Source organism: Streptomyces sp. NPDC043996 (genome assembly GCF_056435225.1).
In genome coordinates this window covers 223,994-246,742 of record NZ_JBWKEY010000001.1, presented here as the reverse complement: position 1 = coordinate 246,742, position 22,749 = coordinate 223,994, and the positions used below count along the sequence as shown (strand labels likewise).

Here is a 22,749-nt window from a genome sequence, read left to right as displayed (position 1 = left end):
CAGGTGTCCGCATCCTGGATGCATGGGTCGTGGACGTACGTGCCCGGGGCGGGCTCCCGCGCTTTCCTCCGCTCCCCTTATCTCTTCAGCTTTCCGAGAGGCACTCCGATGCGTCTGCGTCGTCAGAAGTCCGTCATATCCCGCCGCGTGGCAGCGGCATCCGCCACCCTGGTCGTCCTGGCCGCGGGCGCCGCCGCCTGCGGACCTGACGACGGCAACGACGCCGGGGGCGACGGCGAGGCCAAGAAGGGCGGCACCCTCACCATCCTCAACCGCGACCCGCAGAAGACCTTCGACCCGGCGCGCCTGTACACCTCCGGCGGCGGCAACGTGCCGAGCCTGGTCTTCCGCACGCTGACCACGCGCAACCGCGAGGACGGCGCCGAGGGCGCGAAGGTCGTCCCCGACCTCGCCGAGAGCCTCGGCAAGCCGAGTAAGAACGCCACGGTGTGGACGTACAAGCTGAAGGCGGGCCTCAAGTTCGAGGACGGCACGCCGATCACGACGAAGGACATCAAGTACGGCATCGAGCGCTCCTTCGCCGCCGAGCTGTCCGGCGGCGCGCCGTTCCTGCGGGACTGGCTCATCGGCGGCGCCGAGTACCAGGGCCCGTACAAGGACAAGAAGGGCCTGAAGTCCGTCGAGACGCCGGACGACCGGACGATCGTCTTCCATCTGAACAAGCCCGTCGGTGATTTCGACTACGTGGCCACGCAGACGTCGTTCGCGCCCGTCCCCAAGAGCAAGGACAAGGGCACCAAGTACGAGGAGCACCCCATCTCCTCGGGCCCCTACCAGGTCGTCAAGAACACGAACGGCGGTGAGCGGCTCCAGCTGGAGCGCAACCCGCACTGGTCCGCCAAGACCGACGCCGAGCGCAAGGCCTACCCGGACAAGATCGACGTCCGCTCCGGCCTCAACTCCTCCGTCATCAACCAGCGCCTCTCCGCGAGCCAGGGCGCCGACGCCGCCGCCGTCACCACCGACACCAACCTCGGCCCGGCCGAGCTCGCCAAGGTCACCGGCGACAAGAAGCTCGCCGGGCAGGTCGGCACCGGCCACTTCGGCTACACCAACTACCTGGCCTTCAACCCGAAGAAGAAGCCCTTCGACAACCCGAAGGTCCGCCAGGCCATCGCCTACGCCGTCGACCGCTCCTCGGTCATCAACGCCGCGGGCGGCTCCTCGCTCGCCGAGCCCGCCACCACCTTCCTGCCGAATCAGAAGTCCTTCGGCTACGAGAAGTTCGACCACTTCCCGGCGGGCGACTCCGGCAACCCGAAGAAGGCCAGGGAACTGCTGAAGGAGGCCGGTTACAAGGACGGCCTGACCATCACCCTCACGCATTCCAACGCCAAGAACTTCGAGACCAGCCCGGAGATCGCCACCGCCCTCCAGGACGCCCTGAAGAAGGCCGGCATCACCGTCAAGCTGGAGGGCCTTGAGGACAACGACTACGAGGACAAGGCCCACGACGCCAAGGACGAGCCGGGCCTCTTCCTCGCCCACTGGGGTGCCGACTGGCCCTCCGGCGGCCCCTTCCTCGCCCCGATCTTCGACGGCCGCCAGATCGTCAAGGACGGCTACAACTTCAACTCCAGCTTCCTGAACGACAAGGCGGTCAACAAGGAGATCGACGAGATCAACAAGCTGACCGACCACGCCGCGGCCGCCAAGCGCTGGGGCGCGCTCGACAAGAAGATCGGCGAGAAGGCCGTCAACGTGCCGCTGTTCCACCCGGTCTACAAGCGCCTTTACGGCAAGGACATCAAGAACGTCGTGATCAGCGACTGGACGGGCGTCCTCGACGTCTCCCAGGTCGCGGTCAAGTAAGGGTCCGCAGGTCAACCTGTCATGAGTGAGGCCCTGTTGGCCTCGGAGAGCGCGGGAGCGGGCACCGAAGCGGTGCCCGCTGCCGCCGCCTCCGGAGCCCGTCAGTTCTGGCGGCGCCTGCGCACCCAGCGCGCCGCCCTCGTCGCGGGCGGCGTCGTCGCCCTGCTCGTCCTGGTCGCGCTCGCCGCGCCGCTGCTCACCGCCCTGGAGGGCCAGGACCCCACCACGTACCACCCCGACCTCATCGAGTCCGCGCGCGGCGGCGTGCCCGTCGGCTCCTTCGGCGGCATCAGCGCCGAGCACTGGCTCGGCGTCGAACCGCAGACCGGCCGCGACCTGTTCGCGCGCCTGGTGTACGGGGCCCGCGTCTCGCTCGGCGTGGCGCTCGTGGCCACGGTGCTCCAGGTCACCCTCGGCATGGCCGTCGGGCTCGCCAGCGGGCTCGGCAGCCGCTGGGTGGACCTCGCGCTCAGCCGCGCCACCGACGTCATGGTGTCGCTGCCCCTGATGGTCCTCGCGCTCGGACTGCTCGCCGTCGTCCCCAGCGGCTTCCCGCGGCCGGTGCTCGTCGCCCTCGTCGTCGGCTTCGTCGGCTGGGGCGGCATGGCGAAGATCGTGCGCGCGCAGACCATCTCCCTGAAGGCCGTCGACCATGTGGCTGCGGCCCGCCTGAGCGGCTGGAGCGGTGTGCGCGTCGCCCGCCGCGAACTCCTGCCCGCGCTCGCCGCGCCCGTCATCACCTACGCCGCGCTGCTCGTGCCCACCAACATCGTCGTCGAGTCGGCCCTGTCCTTCCTCGGCGTCGGCGTCAAGCCGCCCACCGCGTCCTGGGGCCAGATGATCACCTCGGCCGACGTCTGGTACCAGGCGGCGCCGCAGTACCTGCTGCTGCCCGCCAGCGCGCTGTTCCTGACCGTGCTCGCCCTCACCGTCCTCGGCGACGGCGTCCGCACCGCCCTCGACCCGCGCGCGGCATCGCGGCTGCGGGTCGGCACGAAGCGCGCCAAGAAGACCGACGAGAAGCAGGCCGAGAAGCAGGCCGAGAAGCAGGCCGAGAAGCCGGAAGGGGGTGCGTGACCTTGCGTACGGGACTCTCCGGGTTCTCTGGGTTCACCAGGTTCACCAGGTTCTCCGGCCTCAGCGGCTTCACCGGCTTCATCGCGCGGCGCGCCATCGGCGCCGTCGTCACCCTGTTCGTGCTGTCCGTCGTCATCTACGCCGTCTTCTACGTCGCGCCCGGCGACGTCGCCCAGATCACCTGCGGCCCGCGCTGCTCGCCCGCGCAGGTCCAGCAGGTCTCCGAGCAGCTGAAGCTCGACGACCCCGTGTTCACGCGGTACCTGGACTTCCTGAGCGGTGTGTTCGTCGGCCACGACTACTCCACCGGCACCGCCGTGCTGCACTGCGACGCGCCCTGCCTCGGCCTGTCGTACCAGACCGACCAGCAGGTCACCGACCTGATCCTGAACAAGGTGCCGGTCACGGGGTCGCTCGCGCTCGGCGCGATGGTCCTGTGGCTGATCCTCGGCGTCGGCACCGGCGTCCTCTCCGCCTGGCGGCGCGGGCGCCTCACCGAGCGCGTCCTGACCGCCGTCACCCTGGCGGGCACGGCCACGCCGGTGTTCGTCATCGGCCTGCTCCTGATGATCCTGGTCTGCGGCCAGCTCCAGTGGCTGCCGTTCCCGCAGTACGTGCCCTTCACCGACGACCCGCAGCAGTGGGCGTGGAACCTGCTCCTGCCCTGGCTCTCCCTCGCGCTCATCGAGTCCGCCAAGTACGCGCGCCTCACCCGCGCCGCGATGCTGGAGACCCTCGCCGAGGACCATGTGCGCACCTTCCGCGCGTACGGCGTCAAGGAGCGCTCCATCGTCGGACGGCACGCCCTGCGCGGCGCCCTCGCGCCCGTCATCGCGCTCACCGCCAACGACTTCGGCACGATGTTCGGCGGCGCCCTGCTCACCGAGACGCTGTTCGGCCTGCCAGGGCTCGGCCGCGAACTCGTGCAGGCGGTCCGCGTCGTCGACCTGCCGGTGGTCGTCGGCATGGTGCTCATCACCGGCTTCTTCGTGGTCCTCGCCAACGCCGTCGCGGACGTGCTGTACGCGGTGGCAGACCGACGGGTGGTGTTGTCGTGAGCCTGGTTCAAGTGGACCGGCTGAGCGTCGCGTTCGGTGACGTGCGCGCCGTGGACGCGGTCTCCTTCACGCTGGAGCGGGGCGCCGCCCTCGGCCTCGTCGGCGAGTCAGGATCCGGCAAGTCGACCGTCGCCGCCGCGCTGCTCGGCCTGCACCGGGACACCGGGGCGCGGGTCGAAGGAGCCGTGCGGGTCGGCGGCGTCGACGTCACCGCCGCCACGGACCGCGAACTGCGGCGGCTGCGCGGCTCGGTGGCCGCGATGGTCTTCCAGGACCCGCTGTCCTCGCTCGACCCGTACTACGCCGTCGGCGACCAGATCGCCGAGGTGTACCGCACCCACTCCGGGGCCTCGCGCCGCGCCGCACGCGCGCGTGCCGTCGAGGTCCTCGACCGGGTCGGCATCCCCGACGCCGCGCGCCGGGCCCGGTCGCGCCCGCACGAGTTCAGCGGCGGCATGCGCCAGCGGGCCCTGATCGCCATGGCCCTGGCCTGCGAGCCGGACCTGCTGATCGCCGACGAGCCGACCACGGCCCTCGACGTGACCGTGCAGGCCCAGATCCTCGACCTGGTGCACACGCTGCGCGAGGAGACCGGCATGGGCCTGCTCCTCGTCACCCACGACGTGGGCGTGGCCGCGGGGAGCGTCGACGACGTGCTCGTCATGCGGCACGGCCGCGTCGTGGAGCGCGGCCCCGTCGGCGAGGTCCTCTCGGCGCCCCGGGAGACGTACACGCGCGCGCTGCTGAGCGCGGTGCCCCGCGTGGACGCCGCCCGCGAGGACCGCGGCGGCGACCTCGGTGACGTCGTCGTGGCGGCCGAGGGGCTGCGGCGCGAGTTCGGGCGCGGCAAGGGCGCCTTCGTCGCCGTGGACGACGTGTCGCTGACCGTGCGGCGCGGCGAGACCCTCGGCGTCGTCGGCGAGAGCGGCAGCGGCAAGACCACCCTGGGGCGGATGCTCGTCGGCCTGCTGGAGCCGACGGCCGGGGAGCTGAGCTACGGGGGTGCGCGCAAGCCAGGGCGCGGTCCGGTGCCGGGCGTGCAGATGGTGTTCCAGGACCCCGTCGCCTCGCTCAACCCGCGCCGTTCCGTGGGCGAGTCCGTCGCCGACCCGCTGCGGGCCCGCGGCGACCGCGACGAGGCCGCGATCCGCGCCCGCGTGCGCGATCTCATGGAGCGCGTCGGCCTCGACCCGGAGCACTACGACCGCTATCCGCACGAGTTCAGCGGCGGCCAGCGCCAGCGCGTGGGCATCGCGCGGGCGCTCGCCGCCGAACCCCGGCTCATCGTCTGCGACGAGCCGGTCTCCGCGCTCGACGTGACCACGCAGGCCCAGGTCACCGCCCTGCTCGCGGAGCTCCAGCGCGAACTCGGGCTCGCGCTCGTCTTCGTCGCGCACGACCTCGCCGTGGTGCGTCAGGTCAGCGACCGGGTCGCGGTGATGCGGCGCGGACGGCTCGTCGAGTACGGCTCCGTGGACGAGGTCTACGACGCGCCCAAGGACCCGTACACGCGCGAGCTCCTCGCGGCCGTGCCCGCGCTCGACCCGGCCGTCGCGGCCGAGCGGCGCGCCGCCAGGCTCGCGGCGTCGCGCACGGCACCCGAGCAGTCCGGGGAGTCCGGGAAGTCCGGGGAGCTGGCCGTGGCGTGACTCCGCGTGAGTGAGGCCCGTGCGAGGTGACCCTCACACGGGCCCCTCATGGCTGTTTTCGTCGCGCTATGGGCCTTCTATAGCGCGACGAAACGCCATGGGCGCGGGAAAGTTACTGCTCTTCACCCCTTTTGGTGGCGCGACGGACAACCGTCCATCGCGCCACCGGCATGTCCGCATACCTTCGTCCCGCTGCGAGCCGCCGGGACAACGGCGGCTCCCCTTAGGGGAGATCGGGGGTGCACGCGTGCGCATTGGACTGCTTACGGAGGGTGGTTATCCGTATGTGGGCGGTGAGGCCAGGCTCTGGTGCGACCGGCTCGTGCGCGGGCTCGGGCAGCACGAGTTCGACGTGTACGCGCTGAGCCGGAGCGCACGGCAGGAGGCGCTCGGCCAGGTCGAACTGCCGCCGCAGGTCCGCCGGGTGCGCGGCGCCCGGCTGTGGGGCGACCCTGGCGGCCCCGACCGGTCCGCCCTGTGGGGGCGGCGGCGCGCGGGGCGGCGGTTCGCGGAGCACTTCGGCGAGCTGGCGGCGGGGATGTGCGCGGGGCCCGCGCCGGGCGCCCCGGACTGCTCCGCCCAGTTGGCGGACCGTTTCGGCAGCGCGCTGTACGGACTCGCCGACCTCGCCCGCGACACCGGCTCGCTCGCCGGGGCCCTGCGCTCGGAGGCCGCCGTGCGCGCCTTGGAGAGCGCCTGCCGCGCGCCCGGCGCCTCCCAGGCCGCCCGCGCGGCCCGCGTCCCCGACCTGCTCGCGGTGGCGGGGGAGCTGGAGCGCGCGCTGCGCCCGCTGTCCCTGGACTGGTACGGGGCCGACGCGCTCGGCGCCGCCGACCTGTGCCACGCCACGGCGGGCGGCACCGCCGCGCTCCCGGGCCTGCTCGCCCGGCACTTCGCGGGCGTACCGCTGCTGGTCACCGAGTACGGCGTACGGCTGCGGGCGCAGCTCCTCGCGGGCGCGCGGGGGGCCGGGGCCGCGGGTGAGCCGGAGCTCGGCCCGTCCGCGCGGGCGCTGCTCGCCTCCTTCCACGGCAGGCTCGCCACCGAGGTGTACCGGCGGGCCGTGCTCGTCACGCCCGGCAACGCGCACGCCCGCCGCTGGCAGGAGCGGTGCGGTGCCGACCGCGCCAAGCTGCGCACGGTCCACCCCGGCCTGGACGCGGGCCGCTTCGGCGAGGTCGGCGAGCGCGAGGAGCCCGGCGAGCCGCACACGCTGCTGTGGGTCGGCCGGATCGAGCCCGCCAAGGACCTGATCTCGCTCCTGCACGCCTTCGCCGAGGTCCGCGCGCACGAGCCGAAGGCACGCCTGAGGATCGTCGGCGTGCTCGCGGAGGGCCCCGACGCGGCGTCCTACCTCGCGCACTGCCGGGCCCTCGCCGCGCGGCTCTTCCCGTACGAGGCCGACGACGCGCACGCCGTCGGGGAGCGGCCGGTGTCGTTCGAGGAGCTCGGCGGCCCGCGGGCGCCCGACCTCGCGGACGCCTACGCCGGGGGAGCCGTGGTGGTGCTCTCGAGCGTCGTCGAGGGCTTCCCGGTCAGCCTCGTCGAGGCGATGCTCTGCGGGCGCGCCACGGTCTCCACGGACGTCGGCGCGGTGGTCGAGGTCATCGGCGGCACGGGACTCGTGGTGCCCGCGCGCAATCCGCGGGCGCTCGCGCAGGCGTGCGTGGCGCTGCTGCGCGACCCCGAGCGCCGTGCGCGCCTGGGGGCGGCGGCGCGTGCCCGTGCCCTCGAACTCTTCACGGTCGAGCAGAACATCGCGGCATTTCACAGCATTTACCTGGAGATCGTCTCGCACTGCCCGGTCCGCCGCGAGGCCGTCGACGCGGCGGGCGAGCCGGTGCCGTTCGCCCACCCGGCCGAGGCCTCGGTGCCGGGGCGGTGGGCGGTCGGGGGCGGCTCCATTGCTGCCGCTGCCGCTGCCGCTGCCGGGGAGCCGGTGCCCGTGGTGCCCGCCACCGGCCCGAGCTGGGCCGCGCACCGCGGCCCGCTGCGGGGTTCCCTGGGCGGCTCCTTGGGCAGCTCCCTCGGCGGATCGCTCGGCGGATCGCTCGGGGAGGTGGCCCTGTGAAGGGACTCGAACGACCGACGGACGGCCCCAGGGCGCCGGAGGGCGCCACGGGGTGGGACGCGCGGTCGCAGGCGTGGGTGACGGGGGTTGCCGGAGGTGCGGGCACGGGTGGGGCCGCTGAGGCTGCTGAGGTCGCTGTGGCCGCTGGGGCCGGGGGAGGTGCGGAGGCCGCGGGACAGGCGCGGGTCACCACCGGACCCGCGGATGCCGCAGCGCCCCGGCGCGGCCCCGTCGACCCCGTGAAGGCGCTCCTGCACCGCCACCGCGAGCTGTGCGAGCACGCCGTCGACCCGCTGGAGATCGCGGCGGGCCTGGAGGCGCACGGCGTCACCGACCGGACCGCCGCCCGGTTCCGGCACCGCGACGTGTTCGCGCTGGCCGAGGAGATGTACGCGCGCGTGCCCCGCGACAGCGCCGAGTGGGACGCCCTGGGCGACGACGTCGGCCACGACCGGGACACCGCGGCCCCCGAAGCCCCCGCGGGCTGGCCCGTGTTCGCGCTGCTGCCCGGCGCCGTGTGCGCCCTCGCCGTGGCCGGGCTCGCCCTGACCGACGGCCGAGTGCGCCTGGCCGTGGCGCTCGGCGGCGGCCTCGCCCTCGCCGCGAGCGCCCGGATCGCCCTGCGGTACGGCCCGCTGCGCACCGCGCGCCCCGGCGCACCGGCGGCGCGCGCGTGGGCGTGCTGGCTGCTCGTGTACGCCGTCCTCGGCGAAGGACTGCTGCGGGCCGCCGCGCCCGGCGGCGCCGACCCCGCGTGGGCGCCTTCGGCCGTCGCGGCCGTCGGGCTCGCCGCCGCCGTCGCACCCGGCATGGCGTGCGCGCGGCTGTTCACGGTACGGGCCCACGCACGGCTCGGCAGGAGCCGCGGACTCGCCGACTTCGCCGCCTCCGTACGCCCGTTGCTGATCGCCGTCTTCGCGCTGTACGCGGCTGCGGTGGGCCTCGCGCTCGCCGTGGCGGCCGCCGTCCTCGGCGGGGGCGACGCCGCTGGTGCCGCCAGCGCTGACGGGACCGGCGGCGCGGCGCCCTGGGCCGGGGCCTGCGCGCTGGCCGCGCTGCTGTGGCTGGGCCGGATGCTCGCGGTCCACGGCTCCCGGCGCGCGCCGACGCTGGTGTACGCGGCGGTCGGCGCGGCCGAGGCGACCGCACTAGCCCTGGCCTGCGCCGCCCGCCTGCCCGGGTGCGGCTTCCTCGCGGCGCCGACGCAGGGCGCGGTGGCCACGGCCGCCGCCTGGGGAGCGCCCGCCCTCGCGTGCGCCGGAGCGGTCCTGCTGCTGGCCCGCGCCGTCCGCGTACTCTCCCGCGCCTCCGCGTACGCCCCCGGGGGTGCGGCATGACCACCCACCCCGCGCGTACCGCGCACCCCAGGCCCCGCACCCGCCCCCGCGGCGCCCCCCTCGACCGACCCTCCCGCCCCCGGAGCGGGCCCCGGCCACGACGGGCCGTCCCGCCCCACCCGCTGCCCGCCACGGACAGCACCACCCCCCTGAAGGAGAAACACAGATGACAAGGCACAGCCTCCGAGCGTCCGTCGTGGGAGCCGCCCGATGAGGGTGCTGCTGATCGGAGCCAACGGATACCTCGGCCGGTTCGTCGCCGACCGGCTGCTCGCCGACCCGGCGGTGCAGCTCACCGCGCTCGGCCGCGGCGACGACTCGGACGTACGGTTCGACCTCGCCAGCGGCAGCCCCGGAGCGCTCACCCGCTTCCTGGACGCCGTCCACCCGGGCGTGGTCATCAACTGCGCGGGCGCGACGCGCGGCGGCGCCCGCGAGCTGACCCGGCACAACACCGTCGCCGTCGCCACCATCTGCGAGGCCCTGCGGCGCAGCGGCTGCGGCGCCCGCCTGGTGCAGCTCGGCTGCGGCGCCGAGTACGGGCCGAGCCAGCCGGGATCGTCCACCGCGGAGGACGCCGTGCCCCGGCCCGGCGGGCCCTACGGCGTCAGCAAGCTCGCCGCCACGGAGCTCGTCCTCGGCTCGGGGCTCGACGCCGTGGTGCTCAGGGTGTTCTCGCCCGCGGGCCCCGGCACCCCGGCCGGGTCGCCGCTCGGCCGCCTCGCCGAGGCCATGCGGCGCGCGATGCAGTCCGGCGACGGCGAGCTGAAGCTCGGCGGCCTCGGCGTGCAGCGGGACTTCATCGACGTGCGCGACATCGCGCGCGCCGTCCACGCCGCCTCGCTCTCCGCCGCCCAGGGCGTCGTCAACATCGGCTCCGGGCGCGCGGTGCGCCTGCGCGACGCCGCCGCCGTCCTCGCCCGCGTCGCGGGCTACGGCGGCGCCCTGCACGAGCTCGACCAGCCGCCCGGCAGGCCCGGCATCAGCCACCTGCGCGTCGACCCCGAGCACGCGGCCCCGACCGCGTACCCCTACCCGGACGGCTGTGGCAGCTGGCAGCAGGCCGACGTGCGCACCGCGCGCGACCGGCTCGGCTGGCGGCCCCGCATCAACCTCGAAGAGTCCCTCGCCGACATCTGGATGGAGGCCGCGTGCCGCATCTGACGAGCACGGCCCGCGGGCTCCAGCACACCGACCTGCGCGTCGGCTTCGGCGTCCCCGGCATCGCCCACCCGCTGCTCGCCGCCACCGAGTGGGCCGAGCTCTCCCGCCCCGGCCTCCCCCTGCACTGGGTCGTCCTGAACGTCTCGGGCGGCCCCGGCGACCGGCCCGACCCGCGCTGCCTCGAAGCCGCGGGACGGCTGCGCAACGCGGGCGTCCGCGTCCTCGGGCACCTCGACGTGACGTACGGGGCGCGCGGCTTCGGCGAGCTGGTCTCCGACGCCCACCGCTTCCTGGACTGGTACCTCGTCGACGGCTTCTTCCTCGCCCGCTGCCCGACGGCGGCCACCGCGCTCCCAGCGGTGCGCCGCACGGTCACGACCCTGCGCGCGCTCCTCGCCGGGGGCCACGTCGTGTTCGGGCACGGCACCCATCCGCACCCCGGATACGCCGAGGCCGCCGACCAGTTGGTGACCTTCAGCGGGCCGTGGAGCGACTACCGCTGGTCCCAAGTGGCCGAGTGGACCGCCGACTACCCGCCCGACCGCTTCTGCCACCTCGTCCACGGCATGCCGCGCGGCCACCTCGACGAGGCGCTCCGCGTCGCCCGCTGGCAGGGCGCGTCGACGATCTACTTCACCGACCGCACCGATCACACCGTCGGCGGCACGGGCGCGGCCCCTTGGGAGGCCCTGCCCGGTTACTGGGACGAGATCGTCTCGCGTATCGGACCAGGTGTCTCGGAATGAAGAAGGCCGTGGCAGTGTTACGGAAAGAACCACCGTTCCGCATATCCGACCAACGGAGTCCCCGTGTCGCTGCCACCCCTGGTCGAGCCAGCATCTGAGCTCACCGTCGACGAGGTCCGCAGGTACTCCCGCCACCTGATCATCCCGGATGTCGGGATGGACGGGCAGAAGCGGCTGAAGAACGCCAAGGTGCTCTGTGTGGGCGCCGGCGGCCTCGGGTCACCGGCGCTGATGTACCTCGCGGCGGCGGGCGTCGGCACCCTCGGCATCGTGGAGTTCGACGAGGTCGACGAGTCGAACCTGCAGCGCCAGATCATCCACAGCCAGGCCGACATCGGCCGGTCCAAGGCGGAGTCCGCGAAGGACTCGGTCCTCGGCATCAACCCGTACGTGAACGTGGTCCTGCACGAAGAGCGGCTCGAGGCCGACAACGTGATGGACATCTTCAGCCAGTACGACCTGATCGTCGACGGCACCGACAACTTCGCGACGCGCTACCTGGTCAACGACGCCTGTGTGCTCCTGAACAAGCCGTACGTCTGGGGCTCCATCTACCGCTTCGACGGTCAGGCCTCGGTCTTCTGGTCCGAGCACGGCCCCTGCTACCGCTGCCTCTACCCGGAGCCCCCGCCCCCCGGCATGGTCCCGTCCTGCGCCGAGGGCGGCGTGCTCGGCGTGCTGTGCGCGTCCATCGGCTCCATCCAGGTCAACGAGGCCATCAAGCTCCTCGCGGGCATCGGCGAGCCGCTCGTCGGCCGACTGATGATCTACGACGCCCTGGAGATGCAGTACCGCCAGGTCAAGGTCCGCAAGGACCCGAACTGCGCGGTCTGCGGCGAGAACCCCACGGTCACGGAGCTCATCGACTACGAGGCCTTCTGCGGCGTCGTCTCCGAGGAGGCCCAGGAGGCCGCCGCCGGTTCGACGATCACTCCCAAGCAGCTCAAGGAGTGGATCGACGCCGAGGAGAAGATCGAGATCATCGACGTCCGGGAGCCCAACGAGTACGAGATCGTCTCGATCCCCGGCGCCAAGCTGATCCCGAAGAACGAGTTCCTGATGGGCACCGCCCTGGAGGCCATGCCGCAGGACAAGAAGATCGTCCTGCACTGCAAGACGGGTGTCCGCAGCGCGGAGGTCCTCGCCGTCCTGAAGTCCGCGGGCTTCGCGGACGCCGTGCACGTCGGCGGCGGCGTGATCGGCTGGGTCAACCAGATCGAGCCCGGCAAGCCGGTCTACTAGACCCGCTTCCCGCGCCTCTTCCGGGCCCCGCTCACCCCTCGGCGAGCGGGGCCTCGCGCTGTCCGGCACGCACGGCCCCCGGCCCGCTCAGGTCACGCGGCCCCCGGCCTGTTCAGAGCGCGAGTCCCGGCCCGCTCAGGACGCGCAGACCTTGCCGTCCTTCGGGACCTCCCCCTTGAGCAGATAGGCGTCGACCGTGCCGTCGACGCAGTCGCTGCCGTTGCCGTACGCGCCGTGGCCCTCGCCCTTCCACGTCAGCTGGACGCCGACGCCCTCGCCGAGCTCGTCCGCCATCTTGCGGGCGCCCTCGTACGGCGTCGCCGGATCGCCCGTGGTGCCCACGACCAGCACCGGCGCGGCGCCGGGGGCGCTCACCTCGGGGGTGTCGCGCAGCCCGGACACCGGCCAGTCGTGGCACCAGCCCGCCGTGTCCCAGGCCATGAACGGGCCGAACACCGGGGATATCTCCTCGAACGCGGCGAGCCGCCCCTTGGCCTCGGCCGGCGTCGACCGCTCCCTGCCGTCCCGGCAGGCGATCGCGCGCTGCGAATGGCTCGTTGTGCTGTAACGCCCGGACGGGTCCCGCTCGTTGTACGCGTCGGCCAGCTCCAGGAGCGCCGAGCCTTCGCCCTCCTCCGCCTCCTCCAGGGCGTTCGACAGGGTGGGCCAGGCCTGCTTGCTGTACAGCGCGTAGATGATGCCCGTCGTCGCGAGGGCCTCGCTGAGCCTGCGGCCGGGCGACGAGGTGCGCAGCGGCTTGGCGTCCAGACGGCGGAGGAGACCGGCTATCTCGCGCGTGCCCGCCTCAGGGTCCTCGCCGTTGGAGCGCAGATAGTTCTCCAAGGCGCGCTGGAAGCCCCGCGCCTGGTTCCGCGCGTGGCCCACCGTGGCCGCTGTCGGGTCGACGACCGCGTCCAGCGTGAGGCGGCCCACCCTCTTGGGGAACAAGTGGGCGTACGTACCGCCGAGTTCGGTGCCGTAGGAGATCCCGAAGTAGTGCAGCTTGGCGTCGCCGAGCACCTGCCGCAGCACGTCCATGTCCCGGGCCGCGTCGGTCGTCGAGACGTGCGGGAGCAGCTTCCTCGCGTCCCGCGCGCAGCCCGCGCCGAACGCGGCGGCGTCGGCCAGATAGGCCTTCTCCTCCGCCGCGGTGTCCGGCGTCGGGTCCGTGTTCTCCGCCGCCTGGGTCCGCTCGTCGCTGCGGCACCGCACGCCCTCGCTGCCCGCGACGCCGCGCGGGTCGAAGCTCACCAGGTCGTACCGCTCGCGCAGTGCGTCGTACGAACTCGCGAACGCGGGCAGCAGGGAGACGCCGGAGCCGCCGGGGCCGCCGAAGTTGAACAGGAGGGAGCCGATGCGGTCGCTGTCCTTCTTGGCGGTGGACTCGGCGCGGATCAGGGCGATGCCGATCGTCTCGCCGTCCGGCTTCGCGTAGTCCAAGGGGACCTTGAGCGTGGCGCACCGCCACTCCGAGCCCGGCGCGGACTCGCCCTCGGGGGCCTCGCACCCGCCCCAGTCGAGCCGCTGCGCGGTGACCGCCGCGGGCAGCGTGGACGACGGGTCCGGCCGCGGCGTGGGGTCGGCGCCGCGTGCGGTGGGACGCTTGCCGTCCGCCTCGTCCTTGTCACCGCCGCCGCAGCCGCCGAGGAGACCGGCGGTCAGGGCCAGCGCGGCGGCCCAGGCGAGCGGCCGTGCGCATCGCGCCATGATGTTCCCCCCGCTGTGTCAGACAGTCAGGCCATAGTAGGTCGGACCACTGACAGCGCCCGCGAAGTGCCCGCCGCCCCCGCCTCCCGGCCTTCTACGCGCAGACCGTGCCCGCGTCCGGAACCTTCCCGTCCAGCAAGTAGCCGTCCACCGCGCCCCGTACGCACCGGTTCCCGCTGTCGTACGCCCCGTGCCCCTGCCCCTTGTACGTCACCTCGACGCCGACGCCCTTGCCCAGGGACTCGGCCATCTTGCGGGCGCCCTCGTAGGGCGTGGCGGGGTCGCCGGTGTTGCCGATGACCACGATGGGGGGCGCTGTGGGGGCGCTCACGTCGGGCTGGTCGGCGGCGCCCGCGACGGCCCAGTCGACGCAGCCGAGCATGCCCCACGCCAGATAGTCGCCGAACAGCGGCGACGCCGCGCGGAACCGCGGCAGCTTCGCCTCGACGTCCGCCGTCGTGTACCGCGGCTTGTCATCGGCGCAGTTGATGGCGATGTTCGCGGCCTGGATGTTGCTGTACTCGCCGTTCTCGCCGCGCCCGTTCATGGAGTCGGACAGGAGCATCAGGATCTTGCCGTCGCCGTCGTAGGCCTCCTCCAGGCCCTCCTTCAAATAGGGCCAGAAGTCCTGGGAGTACAGGGCCTGCACGATGCCGTTGGTGGCGGCGGTCTGGGTCAGCTCGCGCGACGGCAACGCGGGCAGCGGCTTGGCGTCCAGGTCCTTCAGGAGCTTCGCGATGCGGTCCTTGACGCCCTGCTCGGTGTCGCCGACGGGGCAGTCGTCCTCCTGGGACACGCAGTCCTTCGCGAAGTTGTCGAGCGCCAGCTGGAAGCCCTTGGCCTGCCCGAGCGAGCCCTGCTCGGCCGTCTCGGTGGGGTCGACGACCGCGTCGAAGACGGCGCGGCCCACCTTCTTGGGGAACAAGTGCGCGTAGACGCCGCCGAGTTCGGTGCCGTAGGAGATGCCGAAGTAGTGCAGCTTGGCGTCGCCGAGCACCTGCCGCATCAGGTCCATGTCGCGCGCCGCGTCGGTGGTGCGCACATGGGGCAGGATCTCGCCGGAGTTCTTCTCGCACGCCCCGTTGAAACGCTTCACGTTGTCGATGAACTCGGTGCGCTCGGCCGCGTCGTCGGGCGTCGCGTCCTGCTGGAAGTACGCGTCGAGCTGTGCGTCGTCCTCGCACCGCACGCCCTCGCTGCGGCCCACGCCGCGCGGGTCGAAGCTCACCAGGTCGTAGCGGGTGCGCAGCTTGGCGTAGTCCGAGCCGAACGCGGGCAGCGTGGTGACGCCGGAGCCGCCGGGGCCGCCGAAGTTGAAGACCAGGGAGCCGATGCGCCGGTCCGCGGCGCCGCTGGCCCGCGCGCGGATGAGCGCCAGGTCGATCGTGTCGCCCTTGGGCTTGGCCCAGTCCCGTGGGGCCTTCATGGTGGCGCAGCTCCAGGTGGCGCCGCCGGGCAGCGGGGACGGGGCGTCGCCGCCGCCCTCGGCCGCGGACGGCGCCGGGCAGTCCTTCCAGCTGAGCTTCTGGTCCGGCAGGGCCGCGCCCGGCGAGCCGTCGTTCTCATCGTCGCCGCAGGCCGTGAGCGCGGCGGTGAGCAGGACGGCGGTGGTGGCCAGGGCCTTGGCGCGCGGCGGAAGCTTGGGCATGGCTCCATCCTGCGGGCCGCCCGGGCGGGGCGCTCGGGACGCGGGCCGTGTGGGTGACCCCCGTCCGGCCCTGGGGGCGGCGGCCGCCCCCAGGGGTCCTACAACAGGCCCTTACGGGTCAGGTGGTTGAAGAACAGCCAGCCGGGGAGCACCGGGAGCCACAGCGTGAGCAGCCGGTACAGGAGCACCGCCGGGGCCGCCACGTCCTTGGGCACGCCCACCGCGATCAGGCCGAACGTGAGCGTCGCCTCGACCGCGCCGACACCGCCCGGTGTGGGCGCGGCGGAGCCGAGGGCGTTGCCCGCGAGGAAGACCACGGCGACGCTGGCGAGGCTCAGCGTGCCCATCTCCTGGCTGGCGAAGGCCCGTACGGACGCGTCCAGGCACAGGACGAAGAGGAACGTCAGGAGCAGCATCCCGCCGATGCCGGTGAGCAGCTTCTGCGGCCGCTGCAGCACGTCCAGCATGCGCGGCACGACACCCGCGAACAGCGACCTGACGCGGGTGACGACGAACTTCCGCAGGAACGGGATGGCGGTCACCACGAGCACCAGGACCGCGACCGTCAACAGGCCCGCGATGACCGTGCGCGACGGCGTCAGCGTCGGCGTCTTCTGGGTGCCCGTCACATAGCCGAAGACGAGCAGCAGGATGATGTGCGCGCCGAGCCCGAACAGCTGGGAGGCGCCCACGCTCGCCACGGCGAGCCCGGAGCGCACCCCGGACCGCTGCAGGAACCGCGTGTTCAGGGCGACGCCGCCGACCGCCGCGGGCGCCACGATCTTCACGAACGACCCGGCGACCTGCGCCGCCACCGCCCGCAGGAACGGCACCCGCTCCGGCACGAAGCCCAGCAGGCTCATCGCCGCGGCGAAGTAGCTCAGCGCGGAGAACGCCACGGCCGCCGCGACCCAGCCCCACTCGGCCTCTTCGACGATGGTGGCGAAGTCGACGTGCGTGAGCTGCGAAAGCAGGAAGTACGCGCCGAAGGCACCGGCGATGAAGCTGATCAGGGTGCGCGGCCTGATCCGCTCCAGCTGCGCCGGTTCGATGGGCGCCGTCGGCCGGATCAGGAGCACCTGGTGGCGGATCTGGCTGAGCAGGTCCTCCTCGCGGGCCTGCTCGAGGGCCTCGTCTATGGCCTGCTTCTCGGCCTGCTTCTCCGCGCGCACGGACTTGCGGGCGGCCGCCGGGTCCAGGGCCTGCTCCTCCCGCTCGCCCTCACGGCGCTCGCGGTGCTCGCCGCTCGCACCCTTCTCATCGGTCTCGTCCTCGCCGCGGGCGAGCTTGGCCTTCCGGGACGCCTCGAGGACGGCGTCGCGCTCGCGCTGGGCGCGCTCGCGGGCCCGCTTGCGCAGCGTCCCGCGCGTGGAGCGCGTCAGGGCGATCGGCTGGAGCAGCGGCAGACAGTCCGCCACCGCGTCCGGGCCGAGCACGTCGACCGCCGTGGCGACCGCGCGCTCCGCGCCGATCCGCAGCCCGAAGGCGGTCAGGAGCTGCGCGATGTCCATCCGCAGGACCAGGTCACCGGCGGCGATCTCACCGCCGCGCAGATCGGTGAGGATCACCTTGCCGGAACGATCCACCAGGATGGCGTCCCCCGCGAGCCTGCGGTGCGCGATGCGCCGCGACTGCAGCGCCTTGACCTGCCGCCAGGTCTCCCGCATCAGCTCGTCGGTCAGGGCCGCGTCCGGCAGCGAGTCCAGGGTCCGGCCGCCGGTGTGCTCGTAGACCAGGATCACCGCGTCCGGGCCGAGCTCGGAGGTGGCGATCAGCTTGGGCGCGTTGGCGCCCGCCGCGATCGCCGCGTACGCGAGCAGCGCCTCCTGCTCCAGGGCCTGGCGCAGCGACTGGAGGCTGCGCCGCGTGGTGATGCTGCGCAGCGTGAGCCGCCGCCAGACCCGGTAGAAGAAGCCCTGCGCCTGCTGTTCGCGGTCGATGACGGTGACGTCGAGCGGAGGGCCGTCCTCCAGCGTGACGAAGTAGCGCCGGCCCCGGTCGCCCTGGTCGCCGCTGTCGCCGGACTCCTCGCGGGCGGCGCTCACCGGGCGGAAGCCGACGTGCCGCAGGCCCGCGAGCAGCGTCTGCCCGGTGGGCTGCACGTTCGGCGAGCCGACCGCGTACAGCGTGCCGTAGGCGACGGTCCAGCCGATCAGGACCGTCAGGATGATCGAGAACGGTGTCGTGTTGCCCGACACCAGCATCGTGAACGCTTCGAGCAGCAGCACGACGAGCAGGACGACGCGCCAGCGCGGCCTGCGCGACATGCCGACGGCCGTCATGTACGCGATCACCGGCGCGAGATAGCCGTGCACCGGGTCGGTGAGCGAGTTCAGATCGCCGGGGGATGGCTGGGTGAGGGCGTCCTGGATGGACTCGGGGGCGGCCTTGGCGACCCAGAGGTCGGTGGCCAGGGTCACGCCGTGCGCGAGTACGGCCGCGAGCACGCCGTCGGCGATGCGCAGACCGTCGCGCTTGATCAGGCGCTCGATCGCGAACGCCACCGGGATGAGCAGGACGCCGATGCTCGCCGTCAGCCCGGAGAGTTTCATCAGCAGGTCGGGCGGCGAGCCGGTGCCCGCGTTGATGTCCTGTTCGAGGCCCGAGGTGGTGCCGTGCGCGAACGCGGAGATCGCGAGCAGCACCGCGATGGACAGGATGCCGACGAGCAGCCGCACCAGGTCGGAAGGGCGGTGCACGCGCGCGGGGAGCAGCGGTTCGTCGCCCTCCACGCGCTCGGCGTACGCGTCGTCGTCGGCGCAGTCGGCGTCGTGGCCGTGGAAGCCCTGCGCGGGGGCGGGGTTCTCGGGCTCGGGGTCCGGACGCTCCCGCGGGGTGTTCAGGACGGGCTCACCGGTGTCGGGGCGCGCGGTGTCCGCAGAGGTGCTCGCCGTGTTGTCGGAATGCACGCTCTGCTGCTCCGTCGCCTCTTCTTGATCTCGTATCACCAGTCACCGCCCGCACGATGGTGGCATGCCCCGTCGGTGACGGGGGGCATCAGGGGGCGATGCGGGAGCGCGAAACGGTCACGATTTGCCAGTTCGGTGCTTGTCGGGCACTGTTCCGCACGCTCTGTGGCCGACCCGTCACGGTGTCGGTGGCATGCGGCAGGATGGTCCGGATGAGCGAGGAGAGTCGAGCGGCACAGGAGCTTCCGGAGTACGCGGAACGGGTCCTGGAGGTGGCGGAACTGATCCCGCCGGGCCGTGTGATGACGTACGGCGACGTCGCCGAATGGCTGGAGGAGGGCGGCCCCCGACAGGTCGGCAGGGTGATGGCGCTCTACGGGGGCGCGGTTCCGTGGTGGCGCGTGGTCCGCGCGGACGGCGCCCTGCTGCCCGGGCACGAACTGCGCGCCCTCGCGGCCTACCGCGCGGAGGGCACGCCGCTGCGCGAGGCGAGCCGCGCGGCGGAGGGCCACCTGCCGCGGCTCGACATGCGGCGGGCCCGGTGGGACGGCCGCGACGGGACGCCCGGCGGCGGCGCGGGGACTCACATCTGACAGCTTCCGCCATCGCGCCCCGCGGCGGCGGGCCGGTGGCCCGTACGGGGGAAGACACCCGCCCCGCGCGCTCGCTGGCGTAGCGTCGACAGCACCCATGCACACTCACCCCGCAGCTGTCCCGCAGCCACATCTCGACCAGCACACCCACCAGGACCGGCGACCCACGTGAGCTCCACCACTTCGGCCAGGCACGCCCGGCACCTGTCGTACCAGCAGGCACGACAGGGATCCTCGGGCGCCTACCGGCTGGTGCGTACGCCACCGGTCCCCGCGGATCCCCCTGACCTTGACGCAGCGCAGCGCGCCGTGGTTGACCATGACGGCGGCCCGCTGCTCGTCCTCGCCGGTCCGGGCACCGGCAAGACCACGACCCTGGTCGAGTCGGTCGCCGCGCGCGTCGCCAAGGGCACCGATCCCGAGCGCGTCCTGGTGCTCACCTTCAGCCGCAAGGCGGCCGTGGACCTGCGCGACCGGATGGCCCGCCGGGTCGGCGCCGCCGACGCGCCCCAGGCGACCACGTTCCACTCCTTCTGCTACGCCCTGGTCCGCGCCCACCAGGACGCCGACCTGTTCGTCGAACCGCTGCGGCTGCTCTCCGGGCCCGAGCAGGACGTCGCCGTGCGCGAGCTGCTCGCCGGCCAGATCGACCTCGGCAGGGACGGCCTCGCCCGGGTGCGCTGGCCCGACGAGCTGCGCGCCTGCCTGACCACGCGGGGCTTCGCCGACGAGGTGCGCGCCGTCCTCGCCCGCAGCCGCGAGCTGGGCCTCGGCCCCCGCGCCCTGGACGCCTTCGCGCACCGCACGGGCCGCCCCGACTGGCGCGCGGCTGCCGCGTTCCTCGCCGAGTACCTCGACGTCCTCGACCTCCAAGGGGTCCTCGACTACGCCGAGCTGGTGCACCGCGCGGTGCTGCTCGCGCACCGCCCCGAGGTGGCGCGAGCCCTTGCCGCCCAGTACGACGCGGTCTTCGTGGACGAGTACCAGGACACGGACCCCGCGCAGGTGCGGCTGCTGCACGCCCTCGCGGGCGGCGGCCGCGACCTGGTGGCCTTCGGCGACCCGGACCAGTCGATCTACACCTTCCGGGGCGCCGACGTGAACGGCATCCTCCAGTTCCCCGCCGACTTCCCGCGCGCGGACGGCTCCCCGGCGCCCGTGGGGGTCCTGACGACGTCCCGCCGCTCGGGCGCGGGCCTCCTCGCGGCCACGCGCCTGCTGACCCGGCGCATGCCGCTGACCCGGCTGCCCGCCGAGAAGGTACGGGCCCACCGCGACCTCGCGGCCGTGCGGGACGGCGGGCGCGTGGACGTCCTCACCTTCCCGACCGCCGGTACGGAACTCGACAACATCGCGGACATCCTGCGCCGCGCGCACCTGGAGGACGGCGTCCCCTGGAGCGAGATGGCCGTGCTCGTCCGCGCGGGCGCCCGCACCATCCCCTCGGTGCGCCGCGCCCTCACGGCCGCCGGGGTGCCCCTGGACATAGACGGCGACGACATCCCCCTGCGCCACGAACCGGCGGTGACGGCCCTGCTGACAGCGCTGCGCGCGGTGGCTATGGCGGAGGCGGCGTCTACGGAGGTGGCGGCTACGGGGGCGGCGTCTACGGGGGCGGCGTCTACGGAGGTGGCGTCTACGGACGCGGCGTCTACGGGGGTGGCGCCTACGGAGGTGGCGTCTACGGGCGCGCTCGTAGAGACGGTGTCTTCGGAGCGGTCCGAACAGGCGTCGTCTTCGGGGCCGTCCGAAGAGACGGTGTCTTCGGAGACGTCCATGGGCCAAGGCGCGGTGAGCGCCCCGCGCGCGGAGTCCTGGCTCGACACCGAGACCGCGCTCACCCTGCTCACCTCGCCCCTCGCGGGCATGGACGCCGCCGATCTGCGCCGCCTCGGCCGCGCCCTGCGCGAGGAGGAGCGCGCCGCGGGCAACCGCGTGCCGCCGCCCTCCGACGTGCTGCTGGCCCGCGCGCTCGCCGAACCGGAGCGGCTCGTCGCGCACGACACCTCGTACGCGCAGGGCGCACAGCGCCTCGGCAGGCTCCTGAGCCGCGCCCGCCAGTGCCTCGCGGACGGCGGCACGGCCGAGCAGGCCCTGTGGGAGCTGTGGGACGGCACCTCCTGGCCCCGGCGCCTGGAGCGCGCCGCGCGCCGCGGCGGCGCGGCGGGCCGCAACGCCGACCGCGACCTCGACGCGGTGTGCGCCCTGTTCGCCACGGCCGCCCGCGCCGAGGAGCGCACCGGCGGCCGTGGCGCCCTGAACTTCCTGGAGGAGATCGAGGCCCAGGACATCGCCGCCGACACGCTCACCCGCCGCGCCGTGCGCCCCGACGCCGTACGCCTGATGACGGCGCACCGCTCCAAGGGCCTTCAGTGGCGGCTCGTGGTCGTCGCGGGCGTCCAGGAGGGCCTGTGGCCGGACCTGCGCCGCCGAGGCTCCCTCCTGGAGGCCGACCGCATCGGACGCGACGGCATCGCCGAACCCCTCACCCCGGGAGCGCTCCTCTCCGAAGAGCGCCGTCTCTTCTACGTGGCCGCCACGCGCGCGCGTGAACGCCTCGTCGTCACCGCGGTCAAGGCGCCCGCGGACGACGGCGACCAGCCCTCCCGCTTCCTGACCGAGCTAGGCGTCGAGCCCCGGGACGTGACGGGTCGCCCGCGCCGTCCGCTGTCCGTCGCCGCGCTCGTCGCGGAGCTGCGGGCGACCACCGTCGACCCGCGCGCGCCCCGGGCGCTGCGCGAGGCGGCGGCCCAGCGCCTGGCCCGCCTCGCCGGCCTGAGCGACACCGACGGGCGCCCCCTGGTCCCTTCCGCCCACCCGTCGCGCTGGTGGGGCATGTACGAGCCGACGGCGAGCGCGGTGCCCCTCAGGGACCGCGACAGGCCGGTCGTCCTGTCGGGCAGCGCCCTGGACCAGCTCGCCAACACGTGCGCCCTGCAGTGGTTCCTGGGCCGCGAGGTGAAGGCCGACGCGCCCGCGACCGTGGCCCAGGGCTTCGGCAACGTCGTGCACGTCCTGGCCGACGAGGTCGCCTCCGGGCGCACGCCCGCCGACCTGGACGTGCTCATGGAGCGCCTGGAGTCGGTGTGGGACGCCCTCGCCTTCGACGCCCCCTGGAAGTCGGAGCAGGAGAAAGAACACGCGCGCGCGGCGCTCGAACGCTTCCTCCAGTGGCACGTCAACGGCGCCCACGCGGGCCGCGCCCCCGTCGCCAGCGAGCACGACTTCGACGTCACCCTGGAAGCGGGCCCCTACGAAGTGCGCGTGCGCGGCTCCATGGACCGCGTCGAGCGTGACGCCGACGGCCGCGCCTACGTGGTCGACTTCAAGACCGGCAAGCAGGCCCCGAGCGCCGCCGACGTCGCCCGCCATCCGCAGCTGGCCGTCTATCAGCTCGCCGTGCGCGAGGGCGCGGCCGACGACGCGTTCGCGGACGGCCACCCCGAGGTGGGGGGCGCGGAACTGGTGCACCTGCGCCAGGGCGCGGCCAAGAAGGACGGCGGCGACGCCCTGCCGAAGGTGCAGGTCCAGCAGCCGCCTCCGGAGGGCGAGGGCGACTGGATCGGCGACCTCCTGGCCACGGCCGCGGGCAAGGTCCTGGACGAGCGCTTCACGCCCGCAACGGGCCAGCACTGCGGCCACTGCGCCTTCCGCGCCTCGTGCAGCGCGCTTCCGGAGGGCCGACATGTCGTGGAGTGAACGGCGGTGCGGCCCG

General features: G+C 73.7%; 14 protein-coding genes. 11 read left to right on the top strand and 3 right to left on the bottom strand.

The window, feature by feature from the left end; all coding sequences use genetic code 11:
• Positions 1–108: 108 nt before the first annotated feature.
• The 9 genes from AC07A4_RS01130 (at position 109) to moeZ (ending at position 12,177) form a co-directional block, all read left to right on the top strand.
• A complete protein-coding gene (locus tag AC07A4_RS01130) occupies positions 109–1,833 on the top strand; it encodes an ABC transporter substrate-binding protein (protein ID WP_478591231.1) in 1,725 nt (574 codons plus the stop codon).
• 21 nt (positions 1,834–1,854) lie between these two features.
• Positions 1,855–2,910, top strand: a complete 1,056-nt coding sequence (locus tag AC07A4_RS01125; protein WP_478591228.1) for an ABC transporter permease — start codon at positions 1,855–1,857, stop codon at positions 2,908–2,910.
• Positions 2,911–2,912: 2 nt separating this feature from the next.
• Positions 2,913–3,968, top strand: a complete 1,056-nt coding sequence (locus tag AC07A4_RS01120) for an ABC transporter permease (RefSeq protein ID WP_478592831.1) — start codon at positions 2,913–2,915, stop codon at positions 3,966–3,968.
• A complete protein-coding gene (locus AC07A4_RS01115; protein ID WP_478591225.1) occupies positions 3,965–5,617 on the top strand; it encodes a dipeptide ABC transporter ATP-binding protein in 1,653 nt (550 codons plus the stop codon). The genes AC07A4_RS01120 and AC07A4_RS01115 overlap by 4 nt, the downstream gene beginning before the upstream one ends.
• Positions 5,618–5,864: 247 nt before the next feature.
• Positions 5,865–7,688 carry a DUF3492 domain-containing protein gene (locus AC07A4_RS01110; protein ID WP_478591222.1) on the top strand — a complete coding sequence of 608 codons (1,824 nt, stop codon included), beginning with the start codon at positions 5,865–5,867 and terminating at the stop codon, positions 7,686–7,688.
• A 239-nt stretch (positions 7,689–7,927) separates the two neighbouring features.
• Positions 7,928–9,025 (top strand): hypothetical protein, encoded by a 1,098-nt coding sequence (locus AC07A4_RS01105; protein WP_478591220.1) that lies wholly within the window; start codon positions 7,928–7,930, stop codon positions 9,023–9,025.
• 210 nt (positions 9,026–9,235) lie between these two features.
• A complete protein-coding gene (locus tag AC07A4_RS01100) occupies positions 9,236–10,189 on the top strand; it encodes an NAD-dependent epimerase/dehydratase family protein (protein WP_478591218.1) in 954 nt (317 codons plus the stop codon).
• On the top strand, positions 10,177–10,935 hold the full coding sequence (locus tag AC07A4_RS01095; protein ID WP_478591216.1) for a spherulation-specific family 4 protein: 759 nt from the start codon (positions 10,177–10,179) through the stop codon (positions 10,933–10,935). The genes AC07A4_RS01100 and AC07A4_RS01095 overlap by 13 nt, the downstream gene beginning before the upstream one ends.
• A gap of 63 nt (positions 10,936–10,998) precedes the next feature.
• A complete protein-coding gene (gene moeZ, locus AC07A4_RS01090; protein ID WP_478591213.1) occupies positions 10,999–12,177 on the top strand; it encodes an adenylyltransferase/sulfurtransferase MoeZ in 1,179 nt (392 codons plus the stop codon).
• Positions 12,178–12,312: 135 nt separating this feature from the next.
• Here moeZ and AC07A4_RS01085 read toward each other — a convergent pair whose 3' ends face one another.
• The 3 genes from AC07A4_RS01085 to AC07A4_RS01075 form a co-directional block, all read right to left on the bottom strand.
• Positions 12,313–13,884, bottom strand: a complete 1,572-nt coding sequence (locus AC07A4_RS01085) for an alpha/beta hydrolase (protein WP_478591211.1) — start codon at positions 13,882–13,884, stop codon at positions 12,313–12,315.
• A 94-nt stretch (positions 13,885–13,978) separates the two neighbouring features.
• On the bottom strand, positions 13,979–15,532 hold the full coding sequence (locus tag AC07A4_RS01080; protein WP_478591209.1) for an alpha/beta hydrolase: 1,554 nt from the start codon (positions 15,530–15,532) through the stop codon (positions 13,979–13,981).
• A 98-nt stretch (positions 15,533–15,630) separates the two neighbouring features.
• A complete protein-coding gene (locus AC07A4_RS01075; RefSeq protein WP_478591207.1) occupies positions 15,631–18,480 on the bottom strand; it encodes a lysylphosphatidylglycerol synthase transmembrane domain-containing protein in 2,850 nt (949 codons plus the stop codon).
• Positions 18,481–18,644: 164 nt separating this feature from the next.
• On the opposite strand from AC07A4_RS01075, the gene AC07A4_RS01070 reads away from it, so the two are divergent.
• Both AC07A4_RS01070 and AC07A4_RS01065 read left to right on the top strand, forming a co-directional pair.
• A complete protein-coding gene (locus AC07A4_RS01070) occupies positions 18,645–19,034 on the top strand; it encodes an MGMT family protein (RefSeq protein ID WP_478591204.1) in 390 nt (129 codons plus the stop codon).
• Positions 19,035–19,238: 204 nt separating this feature from the next.
• Positions 19,239–22,733, top strand: coding sequence for an ATP-dependent helicase (locus AC07A4_RS01065; protein WP_478592829.1), 3,495 nt, complete (start codon positions 19,239–19,241; stop codon positions 22,731–22,733).
• Positions 22,734–22,749: the final 16 nt, after the last annotated feature.

Excerpts from the sequence above, each read along its gene's own strand:
- AC07A4_RS01130 (WP_478591231.1), top strand. The coding sequence starts at position 109 with ATGCGTCTGCGTCGTCAGAAGTCCGTCATATCCCGCCGCGTGGCAGCG.
- AC07A4_RS01125 (WP_478591228.1), top strand. The coding sequence starts at position 1,855 with ATGAGTGAGGCCCTGTTGGCCTCGGAGAGCGCGGGAGCGGGCACCGAA.
- AC07A4_RS01100 (WP_478591218.1), top strand. The coding sequence starts at position 9,236 with ATGAGGGTGCTGCTGATCGGAGCCAACGGATACCTCGGCCGGTTCGTC.
- AC07A4_RS01085 (WP_478591211.1), bottom strand. The coding sequence starts at position 13,884 with ATGGCGCGATGCGCACGGCCGCTCGCCTGGGCCGCCGCGCTGGCCCTG.
- AC07A4_RS01080 (WP_478591209.1), bottom strand. The coding sequence starts at position 15,532 with ATGCCCAAGCTTCCGCCGCGCGCCAAGGCCCTGGCCACCACCGCCGTC.
- AC07A4_RS01070 (WP_478591204.1), top strand. The coding sequence starts at position 18,645 with ATGGTCCGGATGAGCGAGGAGAGTCGAGCGGCACAGGAGCTTCCGGAG.